Annotated in this window: 14 protein-coding genes; 1 reads left to right on the forward strand and 13 read right to left on the reverse strand. The window is 69.9% G+C overall.

Annotated features, from left to right (window positions below):
* Positions 1-46: 46 nt before the first annotated feature.
* On the reverse strand, positions 47-3,565 hold the full coding sequence (gene dnaE / locus AYL44_RS06235; RefSeq protein ID WP_082886106.1) for a DNA polymerase III subunit alpha: 3,519 nt from the start codon (positions 3,563-3,565) through the stop codon (positions 47-49).
* Between the two features lie 48 nt (positions 3,566-3,613).
* On the opposite strand from dnaE, the gene AYL44_RS06240 reads away from it, so the two are divergent.
* On the forward strand, positions 3,614-4,087 hold the full coding sequence (locus AYL44_RS06240) for an NUDIX hydrolase (protein ID WP_064002328.1): 474 nt from the start codon (positions 3,614-3,616) through the stop codon (positions 4,085-4,087).
* Here the strand turns inward: AYL44_RS06240 and AYL44_RS06245 are convergent.
* The 12 genes from AYL44_RS06245 to murC form a co-directional block, all read right to left on the reverse strand.
* Complete coding sequence (locus AYL44_RS06245; RefSeq protein WP_082886107.1) at positions 4,015-4,659, reverse strand: GNAT family N-acetyltransferase; 645 nt, start codon at positions 4,657-4,659, stop codon at positions 4,015-4,017. The two genes, AYL44_RS06240 and AYL44_RS06245, sit on opposite strands and share 73 nt — an antisense overlap.
* A gap of 38 nt (positions 4,660-4,697) precedes the next feature.
* Entirely contained in the window at positions 4,698-6,293 is a 1,596-nt protein-coding gene (locus AYL44_RS06250; RefSeq protein WP_064002329.1) for a hypothetical protein, read from the reverse strand.
* The gene (locus tag AYL44_RS06255; protein WP_064002330.1) at positions 6,265-6,858 is read right to left on the reverse strand and encodes an RNA polymerase sigma factor; all 594 of its coding nucleotides are present in this window, start codon (positions 6,856-6,858) and stop codon (positions 6,265-6,267) included. The genes AYL44_RS06250 and AYL44_RS06255 overlap by 29 nt, the downstream gene beginning before the upstream one ends.
* A gap of 31 nt (positions 6,859-6,889) precedes the next feature.
* On the reverse strand, positions 6,890-7,813 hold the full coding sequence (locus AYL44_RS06260; protein WP_064002331.1) for an RluA family pseudouridine synthase: 924 nt from the start codon (positions 7,811-7,813) through the stop codon (positions 6,890-6,892).
* On the reverse strand, positions 7,800-8,408 hold the full coding sequence (gene lspA, locus AYL44_RS06265) for a signal peptidase II (protein WP_064002332.1): 609 nt from the start codon (positions 8,406-8,408) through the stop codon (positions 7,800-7,802). The genes AYL44_RS06260 and lspA overlap by 14 nt, the downstream gene beginning before the upstream one ends.
* A gap of 11 nt (positions 8,409-8,419) precedes the next feature.
* Complete coding sequence (locus tag AYL44_RS06270) at positions 8,420-9,025, reverse strand: DivIVA domain-containing protein (RefSeq protein ID WP_064002333.1); 606 nt, start codon at positions 9,023-9,025, stop codon at positions 8,420-8,422.
* A gap of 114 nt (positions 9,026-9,139) precedes the next feature.
* Positions 9,140-9,442: a YggT family protein gene (locus AYL44_RS06275; RefSeq protein ID WP_064002334.1), complete on the reverse strand. Its 303-nt coding sequence runs from the start codon at positions 9,440-9,442 to the stop codon at positions 9,140-9,142.
* Between the two features lie 4 nt (positions 9,443-9,446).
* On the reverse strand, positions 9,447-9,902 hold the full coding sequence (locus AYL44_RS06280; protein ID WP_064002335.1) for a cell division protein SepF: 456 nt from the start codon (positions 9,900-9,902) through the stop codon (positions 9,447-9,449).
* Between the two features lie 32 nt (positions 9,903-9,934).
* Positions 9,935-10,621 carry a YggS family pyridoxal phosphate-dependent enzyme gene (locus AYL44_RS06285; protein ID WP_064002336.1) on the reverse strand — a complete coding sequence of 229 codons (687 nt, stop codon included), beginning with the start codon at positions 10,619-10,621 and terminating at the stop codon, positions 9,935-9,937.
* A 7-nt stretch (positions 10,622-10,628) separates the two neighbouring features.
* On the reverse strand, positions 10,629-11,789 hold the full coding sequence (gene ftsZ / locus AYL44_RS06290; protein WP_064002337.1) for a cell division protein FtsZ: 1,161 nt from the start codon (positions 11,787-11,789) through the stop codon (positions 10,629-10,631).
* A 157-nt stretch (positions 11,790-11,946) separates the two neighbouring features.
* Positions 11,947-12,852 (reverse strand): cell division protein FtsQ/DivIB, encoded by a 906-nt coding sequence (locus AYL44_RS06295; RefSeq protein WP_231872734.1) that lies wholly within the window; start codon positions 12,850-12,852, stop codon positions 11,947-11,949.
* Positions 12,853-12,959: 107 nt separating this feature from the next.
* Positions 12,960-14,354: a UDP-N-acetylmuramate--L-alanine ligase gene (murC, locus tag AYL44_RS06300; RefSeq protein WP_064002339.1), complete on the reverse strand. Its 1,395-nt coding sequence runs from the start codon at positions 14,352-14,354 to the stop codon at positions 12,960-12,962.
* Positions 14,355-14,358 lie beyond the last annotated feature (4 nt).

The raw sequence follows: 14,358 nt of genomic DNA on the forward strand, positions 1-14,358 counted from the left end.
GCCGGGGGGCGCCGCCTGCGATCCTACCCCGCGGGCTGTGGACGACTCAGCCGAGACACTGGGGTCCCAGCAGACCCTTCAACTCGCCGTAGAGGTCGACCGTCACGCCCACCTGCGCGGGCACCTCGAAGACCTTCGCGACGCCGCCGCGGTGGAGCTTCAGGGTCACCTCGGTGCTGCCCGGATGCCGGTCGAGGACGGCGGCGAGCTGACCGATCGTCGTCTCGGTCGCCCGGTGCTCGGGGAGCAGGAGGACGAGGGGGCCGGCGGCATCCACCGATCCGAGATCCGGGACGAACGCGGACTGCCCGTGGAGGTTGCGCCCGTCGTCGCGCTGCGAGACGCGTCCGCGCACGACGAGGATCGAGTCGGCCTGCAGCATCGACTGGAACTCGGTGTACGTCTTGCCCATGAACATGACGGTCACCTCGCCGTCGAAGTCCTCCACGGTGATCATGCCGTACGGATTGCCGCTCTGCTTCGCGACGCGGTGCTGCACGCTGGTGACCAGGCCCGCGATCGTGACGATGTCGCCGTCGGAGATGTCCTCGGAGACGAGCAGGTCGTGGATCGACGTCGACGCGTGTTTGGCGAGCGGGATCTCGAGCCCGGCGAGCGGGTGGTCCGACACGTAGAGCCCGAGCATCTCGCGCTCGAAGGCGAGCTTGTCCTTCTTGGTCCACTCGGGACGCTCGGGGACGCGGGCGACCTGCTGCGGCTCGTCGTCGCCCCACAGGCTGTCGAAGTCGAAACCGACCTCGCCGTTGGCCTCGCGCCGTTTGTCGAGCACGGCCTGCTCGGTGGCGTCCTCGTGGATCTCCATGAGCGCGCGCCGGGTCGAGCCGAGCGAGTCGAACGCGCCGGCCTTGATGAGGGACTCCACTGTGCGCTTGTTGGCGACGTGGGCGGGGACCTTCGCGAGGAAGTCGTGGAAGCTCGTGTAGGGGCCGTCCGCCCGGGCGGCGACGATGCCGTCGACGACGTTGCTGCCGACGTTGCGGACGGCGCCCAGACCGAAGCGGATGTCCCCACCGACGGCGGCGAAGTACCGGATCGACTCCCCAACGTCGGGCGGGAGGACGCGGATGCCCATGCGGCGGCACTCGTTGAGGTACACCGCCATCTTGTCCTTCGAGTCGCCGACGCTCGTCAGGAGGGCGGCCATGTACTCGGCCGGATAGTGGGCCTTCAGGTACGCGGTCCAGTAGGAGACGAGTCCGTAGGCGGCGGAGTGGGCTTTGTTGAAGGCGTAGTCGGAGAACGGCAGCAGGATGTCCCAAAGGGCCTTGATCGCGGCCTCACCGAAGCCGCGTTCCTTCATGCCCCCCGAGAAGCCCTCGTACTGCTTGTCGAGCTCGGACTTCTTCTTCTTGCCCATCGCGCGGCGCAGAATGTCCGCCTGACCGAGCGAGAAGCCGGCCACCTTCTGCGCGATCGCCATGACCTGCTCCTGATAGATGATCAGGCCGTAGGTCGTGTCGAGGATCTCGCGCAGCGGCTCTTCGAGCTCGGGGTGGATGGGCGTGATCGGCTGCACGCCGTTCTTGCGCAGCGCGTAGTTGGTGTGCGAGTTCGCGCCCATCGGACCCGGTCGGTACAGCGCGATGACGGCCGAGATGTCCTCGAAGTTGTCGGGCTTCATGAGGCGCAGGAGCGAGCGCATCGGGCCGCCGTCGAGCTGGAAGACGCCGAGCGTGTCGCCGCGGCTGAGCAGGTCGTACGCGGCGCGGTCGTCGAGTTCGAGGTGCTCGAGGTCGAGTTCCTCGCCGCGGTTGCTGCGGATGTTGTCCAGGGCGTCCGAGATGATCGTGAGGTTGCGGAGCCCCAGGAAGTCCATCTTGATGAGCCCGAGGGTCTCGCACGACGGGTAGTCGAACTGCGTGACGATCTGGCCGTCCTGCTCGCGGCGCATGATCGGGATGATGTCGATCAGCGGTTCGCTCGACATGATGACACCGGCGGCGTGGACACCCCACTGCCGCTTCAGGCCCTCGAGGCCGATCGCGCGGTCGAAGACGGTCTTCGCCTCGGGATCGGTGTCGATGAGCGAGCGGAACTCGCTCGCCTCCTTGTACCGCGGATGCTTCGGGTCGAACATGCCGCCGAGCTCCATGTCCTTGCCCATGACGGGCGGCGGCATGGCCTTGGTGAGCCGCTCGCCCATGGAGAAGGGGAAGCCGAGGACACGACCGGCATCCTTCAGCGCCTGCTTCGACTTGATCGTGCCGTACGTGACGATCTGCGCGACGCGCTCGGAGCCGTACTTCTCGGTCACGTAGTCGATGACCTCGCCACGGCGACGGTCGTCGAAGTCGACGTCGAAGTCGGGCATCGAGACGCGGTCGGGGTTGAGGAACCGCTCGAAGATCAGACCGTGCTCGAGCGGGTCGAGGTCGGTGATGCGCATGGCGTACGCGACCATCGAACCGGCACCGGAACCGCGGCCGGGACCGACGCGGATGCCGTTGTCCTTGGCCCAGTTGATGAAGTCGGCGACGACGAGGAAGTACCCCGGGAAACCCATCTGGAGGATGATGCCGGTCTCGTACTCCGCCTGCTTGCGCACCCGGTCGGGGATGCCGTCGGGGTACCGGTAGTGGAGGCCGGCCTCGACCTCCTTGATCAGCCAGCTGTCCTCGGTCTCGCCCTCGGGCACCGGGAAGCGCGGCATGTAGTTGGCGGAGGTGTTGAACTCGACCTCGCAGCGCTCGGCGATGAGGAGCGTGTTGTCGCAGGCCTCGGGATGGTCGCGGAACAGCTGACGCATCTCCTGGGCCGTCTTGATGTAGTACCCGTCGCCGTCGAACTTGAAACGGTTCGGGTCGTCGAGGGTCGAGCCGGACTGCACGCAGAGGAGGGCGGCGTGCGCGTCGGCCTCGTGCTGATGCGTGTAGTGCGAGTCGTTGGTCGCGACGAGCGGGATGCCGAGGTCCTTCGAGAGCCGGATGAGGTCGGTCATGACACGACGCTCGATCGACAGCCCGTGGTCCATGATCTCGGCGAAGTAGTTCTCCTTGCCGAAGATGTCCTGGAACTCGGCGGCCGCGGCCCGCGCCGCCTCGTACTGCCCGAGACGCAGGCGGGTCTGCACCTCCCCCGACGGGCAGCCGGTCGTGGCGATCAGTCCCTTGCCGTAGGTCTGCAGCAGCTCGCGGTCCATGCGCGGCTTGAAGTAGTAGCCCTCGATGCTCGAGAGCGAACTGAGCCGGAAGAGGTTGTGCATCCCCTCCGTGCTCTGGCTCCACATCGTCATGTGGGTGTAGGCACCGGAACCCGAGACGTCGTCGCTCTTCTGGTCGGGCGAGCCCCAGGCGACGCGGGACTTGTCGCTGCGGTGGGTGCCCGGGGTGACGTAGGCCTCGAGACCGATGATCGGCTTGACGCCGGCGGACTGGGCGGCACGGTAGAACTCGAAGGCCGCGAACGTGTTGCCGTGGTCGGTGACGGCGATCGCCGGCATCCCGTACTCGGCTGCCGCCTGCGTCATCGCGCCGATCTTCGCGGCCCCGTCGAGCATCGAGTATTCGCTGTGCACGTGCAGATGGACGAAGGAATCGGATGCCACGGATCGAGTCTACGTTCCGGGTCCGACACGGGACCTAGGCTGGTCGGCATGGCCACTCCCGAGTTCGTCCTCGCCCTCCGCGAGAAGATCGGCACCGCTCCCCTCCCCCTCGTCGGCGTCACCGCGATCGTCTTCCGTGACGAGAAGGTGCTCATCGGACGGCGGGCGGACAACGGTTCGTGGCAGCCCGTCTCGGGCATCGTCGACCCCGGCGAGGAGCCCGCCGACGCGGCGGTCCGGGAGTGTCGCGAGGAGGCCGGGATCGTCGTGCGAGCGACCCGCCTGGCCGCCGTGCAGCAGATCCCCCGCATCGAGTACACCAACGGCGACCAGGTGGACTACCTCGACCTCGTCTTCCGCTGCGACTGGGTCTCGGGCGAGCCGCATCCCGCCGACGGAGAACTCACCGACGTCGGGTGGTTCGGGCTCGGCGAGCTGATCGACGTCGATCAGACCCACGTCCGGAAGATCGCGCTTGCGATCGCGGAGGACGACCCCGCGAGCTTCGCCGGCGGCCGCTGACCGTCAGCGAGATCGAGGCGCATCAGGACACGCGGGAACCCGTTCAGCACCGAATCGGTGTCGGCGGCCTTCACGAAGCCGGCCCGTTCGAACAGGCTTCGGGTGCCGACGTAGGCCATCGTGAGGTCGACCTTCTCGCCCCTGTTGTCGACGGGGTACCCCTCGATCGCCGGCGCACCCTGCGACCTCGCGAACTCCACCGCGCCCGCCAACAGGGCGTGGGAGATACCCTTCCCGCGATGCCCCGGACGGACGCGGATGCACCACACCGACCACACGTCGAGGTCGTCGACGTGCGGGATCCGCCGGTTCGTCGCGAACGAGGTGTCGGCGCGGCGATGGATCGCTGCCCATCCCACGACGTCATCGCCGTCGTACGCGAGGACGCCTGGCGGCCCCTCGGCGACGAGCTCCCGCATCCGTTCGCCGCGCGCGCGGCCGGACAGCGACCGGTGCTCGGGGCCGGGGAGCCGGTAGCTCAGGCACCAGCAGACGTTGGCGTCGGGACGCTTCGGCCCCACCATCGTCGCGACGTCGTCGAACGAGGTGGCGGGGTGGACGTCGATGGTCATGGCAGCAGGATGTCGCCTGCCACCGACGCCCGCACCCCTCACGGGACCCGGAGGTTGCGACCTTCGAGGTAGGCGAGGTCGATGACGGGCCGCGAGCCGAGCGGTTCGTCGAGGTCGATCGTGAAGGGTGTCGCGCCGGAATCCACACACGCGGGTGTCTGGACATCGTCCCGCAGCGCGACCAGGACCTCGACGACGTCGGTGTTCTGGTTCTCCTGGAGCAGCTCTATCGCCGCGGCGTCCACCGGGCATCCGCCCTCGGAGACGAGCAGCGGCAGACGCGCCGCCGCCGGATCGGCGGCGGCCGCGTCGAGGGCGACGTCCACGGTCCGGTACCCGTCGACCAGCTGGGTCATGAGGCACTGCGACCAGTCCGTCACTACCCAGGCGCCGCCTGCGTCTCGGCTGATGGTCAAGACTTCGTGCGTCGCAGCCGGCTCGCCGGGCTCGGGATCCCGCGGCGTGGAGCCGTCGTGAAGGCTCCACGACCAGAGGACGACCCGGTCCTCGGACTGCTCGACGGGGGCCCACTCCTCCTCGCCGAGCTCGGGGACACCCTGCCCCGCGATCGCGGCACGACCGTTGTCGTCGAGCAGACTGCTCAGCCCGGTGCCGGCGTACGCCGAGTCCGGGATGGGCACACCACCGCACGCGGAGGTCGGCGCAGCATCCGGCTCGCTCTGCGACGGAGTCGCGTCCACGAACGACACCTCGTTCGTCCATGTCGTCGCGGGGAGTCCGTCTCCCGCCCACGAGGGCGTAGAGCCGCTGACCGGGACCAGACTGTCCCGCGCCATCCGCGTCACACCGAGCAGGTCGTCGTCTGCGGAGAGGACGATGTCCGCCCCCTCCGCGCTCCGGCTGAGGCCGCCACCGGCGACGACGGTGTCCACGACCGCCTCCCGCTGCGCCACGGTCAGGAAGTACCAGGCCGGATCGGGCAGCACGTACACCAGGAAGGTCGGCACCGACTCGGCCATCGCCGCGGCGGCATCCAGCCCGTGGCGCTCGGCGAAGGCATCGAGGATCCCCTGCCCGTCGACAGGCAACCCCTCCGTCCACCCCTCCGGGATGCGGGTGGATTCCTGCACGCTGCGGTCCGAGCCGGCGACGAACGACTCCGCCATCGCAGGGCCGTCGGGTCCGTGCGTGCTCACGAGGGACGAGGGCTCATCCTCGAAGACGTGCGTCACGCTCCCATCGGCCGACACGTACGACGCACTGACGCTGCGCACGAGCAGGTAACTGTCGGACGAGGCGCTACCGTCCGGGAGGTCGTACCGCTGCGGGCCCTCCGTCACGGTCGCGATCCGGAGCGTACGACCGTCCAGCTGGTCCTGCACGGGGCGGGAGAGATCGACGGCGGGGGGCGCCGCGATCTCGGGACGGGACAGCACCTGTGTGGCGACGAAGGCGCCGACGGCGATCACCGCGACGGTCACGACGGCGACGGCAGCGGTCAGCAGACGCAGGTTCACCGCCGGGAGCGCCGGCAACCGCCAGGTCCGTCGCCGGGCCCCCGCGGGCTCCGCGGCGATGGCCCGGGCGAGCTGCTCGCGGGCCGCCGCGACGGCCTCCCGGGTCGGTTCCACGTTCGGGGCGAGATCACGCACCCTGTTCGACAGCGCGTCCATGGTTCCCCTCCTCTCCGAGGGTCGTAGTGAGCTCGGGGACGCGGAGGCGCCGCCGGACACGATTGAGGCGGGAACGGACGGTCCCCACCGGGATGCCGAGGGCGACCCCGATCTGCTCGTAGGTCAGGTCGCCCCACGCGTGCAGAAGGAGGACGTCGCGATCCCCGGAGGGGAGCGCCGCGATCCGGTCCGCGAGCCCGCGCATCGCGGAGCCCGCGTCGATGCGGTCATCCGATCGCGACGCGCCGTCGGCGTGTCCGGCTTCCGCGACGGCCGCGGAGGCCGCGATGGCCCGCCACTGCCGCGCATCCCGCGCGGTCATCCGACGGATGACGCGGGTGGCGATGCCGAACAACCACGGCCGCGCCGATTCCCACGCATGGTCGAAGCGGTCGCGCTTGCGGAACGCGATGAGGAAGGTCTCGCTGAGGACGTCCTGCCCGCCGTCCGAACCCACGCGCTGCGCCGCGAACCTGCCGATCGCACTCGCGTGCCGCTCGAACAGCTCCGCGAACGCCGGCGGGTCGCTGAGGGAGCGCCGGATGATGCTGCTGTCGGTGGTCACACTTCATATTCACCGCGACGCGGCGAACGGTTCACGATTGGTCGCGCAGGATCTCCAGAGCGTGGGCGAGGTCCGCCGGGTAGTCCGAGCGGAACGTCGACCAGTCCCCCGTCGCGGGGTGCGCGAAGGACAGTTCGTGGGCGTGGAGCCACTGCCGCGTCAGCCCCAGGCGCTGGGCGAGCGTCGGGTCCCCTCCGTAGAGGGGATCGCCGACGCACGGATGCCGGTGGGCGGCCATGTGCACGCGGATCTGGTGCGTGCGCCCGGTCTCGAGGTGCACCTCGAGCAACGAGGCACGGGGGAACGCCTCGAGCGTTTCGTAGTGCGTCACCGAGTCCTTGCCCTCGGGCGTGACCGCGAACTTCCACGAGTGGCTGGGGTGACGGCCGATGGGCGCGTCGATGGTCCCCACCAGCGGGTCGGGGTGGCCCTGCACGACCGTGTGGTAGATCTTGTCGACCTCGCGTTCCTTGAACGCCCGCTTCAGCGCGGTGTAGGAGCGCTCGGTCTTCGCGACGACCATCAGGCCGCTCGTGCCCACATCCAGGCGGTGCACGACGCCCTGACGCTCGGGAGCGCCGGAGGTGGCGATGCGGAACCCTGCGGCGGCGAGGGCGCCGACGACCGTCGGACCCTCCCATCCCAGCGAGGGGTGCGCGGCGACACCGGCGGGCTTGTCGACGACGACGATCTCGTCGTCGTCGTGGACGATGCCGAGGTCGGGTACCGCGATGGGGACGATCTCGGGACCCCGCTTGTCCTCCCAGTCGACCTGCAACCAGCCCCCGGCGACGAGCTTGTCGGACTTGCCGACGGTGCGCCCGTCGAGTTCGACTCCCCCACCCTCGGCAACCTCGGCCGCGAACGTGCGTGAGAAACCGAGCAGCTTGGCCAGCGCGGCGTCGACCCGGGTGCCGTCGAGGCCGTCCGGGACGGGGAGGCTACGGCTGGGCATGGGGATCGGCGGATGCCGGCTGCTCCTCGTCGTCCGCCGTCGCCGCCGCGGCATCCTTCTCCCGCGACCCGTCGAAACGGACGCCGAGCAGGACCAGGATCGCGACGGCGAGCATCATCGTGACGATGAAGGAGTCGGCGACGTTGTAGATGGCCGAGGGGAAGCCCAGCCAGAGCCACGGCGTGTGGATGAAGTCGACGACGTGCCCCACGAGGAATCCGGGTGCGCGGAACAGTCGGTCACCCAGGTTGCCGAGGATGCCGCCGAGCAGCAGCCCGAGGACGATGGCCCACGCCCGCGACCGCACGCGGGTCACGGCGAGGACGATGATCGTGACGGCCGCGGCGGCGAGCACGAGGGTGAAGACCCAGGTGACGCCCTCCCCGAGCGAGAAGGCCGCGCCGGGGTTGAAGGTCAGGTAGAGCTGGAGGAAGTCCCCGAGCACCGGGACGGCCTGCCGCTCGGGCAGGTTCTCGAGAGCGAGGAACTTCGTGAACTGGTCAGCGGCCAGCACCAGCACCGCGAGGATCGCGATGGTGGTGCCGGCCGCTGCGGCGCGCAGTGTCGTCCGGGACGCGGACGTTCGGCTCGACAATGTGCGAGCGGTCAGGACGCGGGGATGGGCGTCGAGCCCGAGGTGCCGGCGACGTCGAGATCGCGCAGCTTCTCCTCGATGAAGCCGCGCAGCTGGACGCGGTAGTCGCGCTCGAACTGACGCAACTCGCTGATGCGACCCTCGAGGGTGCCGCGCTCGCTCTCGAGGCGGGTGAGCTCGTCCTTGGCCTTGGTGCGGGCCTCGTTGAGGATGGCGTCGGCCTCGGCCTGCGCCTCGGAGATGAGCTTCTCCTTCTGCGCCTTGCCCTCGGCCACGTGCTCGTCGTGCAGGCGCTGCGCCAGCTCGATGATGCCGGCGGACGCGGCCGCAGGAGCGGTCGCTCCGGCTGCGGGGGTCTCGGCGACGGGCTCGGCCGGAGCCGGGGCCTCCTCGACGACCTCTTCCTCGGCGGTGGAGGCGGCGGCCTCCGGAGCGGGGGTCTCGCCGGACTCGTACGCGGCGAGCTTCGCCTTCAGCTCCTCGTTCTCGGCGATCGTCTTGCGCCACTCGACGACGATCTCGTCGAGGAAGTCATCGACCTCGTCCGGGTCGAAACCCTCCTTGAAACGAACATGCTGGAACTGCTTGGTGACGACGTCTTCGGGAGTCAAAGGCATGTGTCTTTCCTCTTTCGGGGCTCAGGAAGCGGGCCGGTCAATGAAGACCCGCGAGGCGCGAGCCGTACCCCGACAGCATAGTCCGCGGCTGTCGTGGGTGCGACGACGACGACCTCACACGCGGCTCAGCACCTGCGTGACGGACAGGAGCACGAAGCAGCACAGCATCGTGATCGGGAAGGCGAGATCGAGCGCGATGGGACCGATGCGCAGCGGCGGTATGAAGCGGCGGAAGAACTTCAGCGGCGGGTCGGTCACGGTGAACACGACCTCGGCGAAGACGAGCCAGCCGCCGCGCGGACGCCACTCCCGGTTGAACATCGGGATGTACTCCAACACCAGACGTGCCAGGAGGAACAGCACGTAGATGAGCAGGAGCGCGTTGAGGATCCCGGCGATGAGGCCGATGACCGACACGACGTCAGTGCGTGAAGGGGGCGGAGTCGGCGTCGCCCTGGGCGATCGCCCCCTCGCCGGAGACCGCGACGTTCTCGGGAGAGAGCAGGAAGACCTTGCTCGTCACGCGCTCGATGCGGCCGTACAGACCCAGCGAGAGTCCGCTCGCGAAGTCGATGAGGCGGCGGGCGTCCGCATCGCTCATCTGCGAGAGGTTGATGATGATGGGGATGCCGTCGCGGAAGTTCTCGGCGATCATCTGCGCGTCGCGGTACTGCTTCGGGTGCACCGTGACGATCTCGCTCACGGTGGCCGGCGCGGGCTGACGCACGACGGCCGGACGGTGGATGGGCGTCACCGGGGCGGTCTTGTTCTCGACCTGCTTCTCCCGGCTCTCGCGGCGGGGAGCCGGCTCCTCGTAGACCTCTTCCTCGTCGGCGAGGCCCAGGTACACCATGGTCTTCTTGAGCGGGTTCGACATCGCATCCTCCGTATTGCTCGTCTGTGATGAGGCTAACCGTGCAGGGGCCTCGGGCCTGTGATTGCCGAACCGATGCGCAGGTGTGTCGCACCCGCGGCGATCGCCTCGGCGAAGTCGCCGGTCATTCCGGCGGAGATCCAGTCGGCATCCGGCACCACACGGCGCAGCCGTGCGGCGTGATCCGCGAGCCGGGCGAAGGCCGCGGCGGGGTCCTCGTCGAGCGGGGCGACGGCCATCACGCCCCGCAAACGCAACGAGGGGCAGGATGCCGAGACGTGCTCGGCGAGCTCCTCGACACCCGACGGCTGGACGCCCCCGCGACCCGGGTCATCGGTGAGGTTGACCTGGATCAGGACGTCGAGCACGCTCTCGTCGCCCTCGGCGCGGGCGCCGTGGAGCGCGTCGGCGAGCCGCGCGCGGTCGAGGGAGTGCACCGCGTCGGCATCCCGACGCACCGCTTTCGCCTTGTTCGTCTGCGCCTGGCCGATGAAGTGCCAGCGCAGCGCCGGGCCCGCGTAGTCGGCGCGTTTGGCGCTGAGTTCCTGCTGCCGGTTCTCGCCGACGTCGGTGACGCCGAAGGCGGCGAGATCCTGCACGAGCTCGACGGGATGGAACTTCGTGACGACGATCCGCGTGATCGTCGCGGGATCGCGGCCCGCCGACCGCGCGGCATCAGAGATGCGCGCGTCGATGTCGGCGAGCCGCGAACGAAGATCCACGACGGCGTTACTTCAGGAAGTCGGGGATGTCGAGGTCGTCATCGCCGAACGCCGAGTCGTAGTCGCTCGACGACGACGCGGGCGCCGACACCGACACCGACTCGCGTCCGCTGTTCTCCGCCGCGGCGAGGTCGCGCGCGACCGTGTCGGCGGGCAGCGGCGGCAGCACGGGAGCGGATGCCGGGCGGCTGGCCGTGATCGGCTCGACCTTCACCTGGGGCTCGCCGCCGTCGAAGCCGGCCGCGATGACCGTGACCCGGACCTCGTCGCCCAGGGTGTCGTCGATGACGGTACCGAAGATGATGTTGGCCTCGGGGTGCGCGGCCTCCTTGACGAGCTGCGCGGCGTCGTTGATCTCGAAGATGCCGAGGTTCGAACCACCCTGGATCGACAGCAGCACGCCGTGCGCGCCCTCGATCGACGCCTCGAGCAGCGGCGACTCGACGGCCAGTTCGGCTGCCTTGATCGCACGGTCGGCGCCGCGGGCCGAGCCGATGCCCATGAGCGCGGACCCCGCGCCCTGCATGACCGACTTGACGTCGGCGAAGTCGAGGTTGATGAGACCGGGCGTCGTGATGAGGTCGGTGATGCCCTGCACACCGGCGAGCAGCACCTGGTCGGCCGTGGCGAAGGCCTCGATCATCGAGATGCCGCGGTCGCTGATCTCGAGCAGTCGGTCGTTCGGCACCACGATGAGGGTGTCGACCTCTTCCTTGAGCTTCGAGACGCCCGCCTCGGCCTGCGTCTGGCGACGACGGCCTTCGAAGGAGAAGGGCTTGGTGACAACACCGATGGTGAGGGCGCCGATCGACTTCGCGATCCGCGCGACGACCGGGGCACCACCGGTGCCCGTACCGCCGCCCTCGCCCGCCGTGACGAAGACCATGTCGGCGCCCGCGAGGGCTTCCTCGATCTCCTCGGCGTGGTCCTCGGCGGCACGACGGCCGACCTCGGGGTCGGCGCCCGCGCCGAGACCGCGCGTGAGCTCGCGGCCCACGTCGAGCTTGATGTCGGCGTCGCTCATCAGCAGCGCCTGGGCGTCGGTGTTGACGGCGATGAACTCGACGCCGCGAAGGCCGAGCTCGATCATGCGGTTGACGGCGTTGACACCGCCACCACCCACGCCAACGACCTTGATCACAGCAAGGTAGTTCTGGTTCTGGCTCACGCCGGCCTCCGTATCGTCCTGAACCTCGAGTGCAAACCTTCAACCTCAACCAGAGGTTTAAAGAATTGCCGAGTATGCAATTCCCGATTCCGAACGTAGGCGGCGCAGCGCCGGGGAGCCGCAGCGACGCGGGCGTGTCGCGCGATCTGATTCCGCGTCAGCGGACGACGACCGCGTCGGGCGACGAGATGTCGTACTCGTCGGCCTCGGACGGAGGCGTGGCGATCATCAGGGCCTGCAGGACGCGGGCTTTCTCGACGGGGTCATCGGAGCTCCCCCACACGACCTCCGCCCCCTCGATCGTGAGGGTGACATCGTCGGGCGTCGTCGCCGCCATCGCCGTCACCTGCGTCCGCAGGTCGGCCGGGAGCGAGCGGTAGACGGCCCCCACGGCGCGGAACGCGCGCGACCCTGCGCCGCCGGTCGCCTCGATCACCGGGTAGCCCTCGGGTGCCTTCTCGCTGGTGGAGAGGACGACGCCGGCCGCGTCGACGAGCGAGAAGCCGCCGCGCGTCGATACCACCCCCACGGGAGTGCGTTCGATGATCCGGACGACGAGCTCCTGCGGCGGACGCGCTTCGATGGAGTAGCTCTCGACGAGCGGGAACCCGACCAGCGCGGCCTTGACGGCGCTGGAGTCGACGAGGGCGAGCGGGGTGCCCTTCTCCCCCGCGAGCGCCTGCTCGACGGCACCGCGGTCAAGCCGATCGGTGCCCAGGACGGTGATCTTCGAGACGGCGAACAACGGGCTGTAGGCGGTCGCCACGGCCCCGAGCCCGACGAGCACCACGGCGGCGAGCGACGCCAGCCACGCGTAGCGACGCCGCCGCTGACGGACGGTGAACCGTCGGACCTCGCGGCGGAGGGCACGTCGGCGGGCGCGGGCCGCCGCCCAGACGTCGCGCAGACCGAGCGGGCGGTCGCCCTCGGCATCCGGCGTCCGTTCGCCGGGCTCCACGTCGTCGACCTCGGCCACCGGCTGAGCGAACGGGACGAGGCGGCCCGGCCGCGAGGGCTCGATGACCTCGGTGACCTGCTCCGGCGCCGGTTCGGGGTCGCGCACGGGCGGTTCCACCCGAGGCGGCGCGACGGGCTCGGGCTGCGGAGCCGCCGTCGGGGCGGCTCGACGTGCCGGCGGCGTCGTCGGCAGGGGGGACGGCCGCCGCACGGTCAGTCCTGCCCGAGGGCGTCGAGGACCTGCGGGATGATGCGGTACACGTCGCCGCAGCCGAGGGTGATGACGTAGTCGCCGGGGCGGGCGATGGATGCCGTGTACTCGGCGGCCTGCTGCCAGTCCGCCACGAAGCGCACCCGGTCCTGATCGGCGAAGGCGCCGCTGACGAGGGCGCCGGTCACCCCGGGGACGGGATCCTCGCGGGCGCCGTAGACGTCGAGGACGACCGTGTGGTCGGCGCGGGACTCGAGGACGTCCGCGAACTCGCGGTACATGGCCTGCGTGCGGGAGTAGGTGTGGGGCTGGTGGACGGCGATGATGCGCCCCTCCCCGACGACGGTGCGCGCTGCGGCGAGGGCGGCGTCGACCTCGGTCGGGTGGTGGGCGTAGTCGTCGTAGACCGACACACCCGCGCGGACGCCGTGCAGCTCGAACCGGCGGATCGTGCCGCCGAACTGCTCGACCGCGCGCAGCGCCGGCTCGAGCTCGTATCCGAGGGTGAGGAGCACGGCGACAGCGCCGGCCGCGTTGACCGCGTTGTGCGCTCCGGGGACGCTCAGGGCGCCCGACGCCGAGCGTCCGTCGTGGTGGAGGGTGAAGGAGACCGGGCCCTCGGTGACGATGTCGCTCACGCGGACGTCCGCCTCGGCGGCCGTGCCGAAGGTGACCACGGTCCGGTGGGACAGCGACGCGGCGACCTCGCGGGCGCCGGGGTCGTCGGAGGAGATGACGACGGCCTGGGACGCGGCATCCGCGAATTGCACGAAACCTTCGTAGAAGGCCTCGCGCGACCCCCAGTGGTCGAGGTGGTCGGGATCGACGTTCGTGATGAGTGCCACAGCGGTGTCGTAGAGCAGGAACGAGCCGTCGGACTCGTCGGCCTCGATGACGAACAGGTCGTCGGACCCGGTACCGCTCGAGACGCCGAGGGAGGCGATGACGCCGCCGTTGACGAAGGTCGGATCGGCGCCGCTCGCGCGGAGGCCCGTGACGATCATCCCGGTCGAGGTGGTCTTGCCGTGCGCGCCGGCGACGCTCACCAGTCGACGACCGCCGACCAGCCAGTGCAGCGCCTGCGAGCGGTGCAGCACGGGCACGCCCCGCTCCTTCGCACGCAGGTACTCCGGGTTCTCGGGCCAGATGGCGCCCGTGAACACGACCGCATCCACGTCGTCGGGGAGATTCGCCGCGTCGTGCCCGACGTGGACCTCCGCGCCGCGCGCCGCGAGCGCCTGCATGGCCGCGCTGTCGGAGCGGTCGGAACCTGACACGCGGATGCCGCGATCGAGGAACATGCCGGCGAGCCCCGACATCCCGGAACCGCCGATCCCGATGAAGTGGGCGGCGGTGATGTCCGCGGGGATGGGAAGCGTGAGATCGGGGCGAATCATGGCC

The sequence above is a fragment of the Microbacterium oleivorans genome (assembly GCF_001644225.1).
Taxonomy (GTDB): domain Bacteria; phylum Actinomycetota; class Actinomycetes; order Actinomycetales; family Microbacteriaceae; genus Microbacterium; species Microbacterium gawkjiense.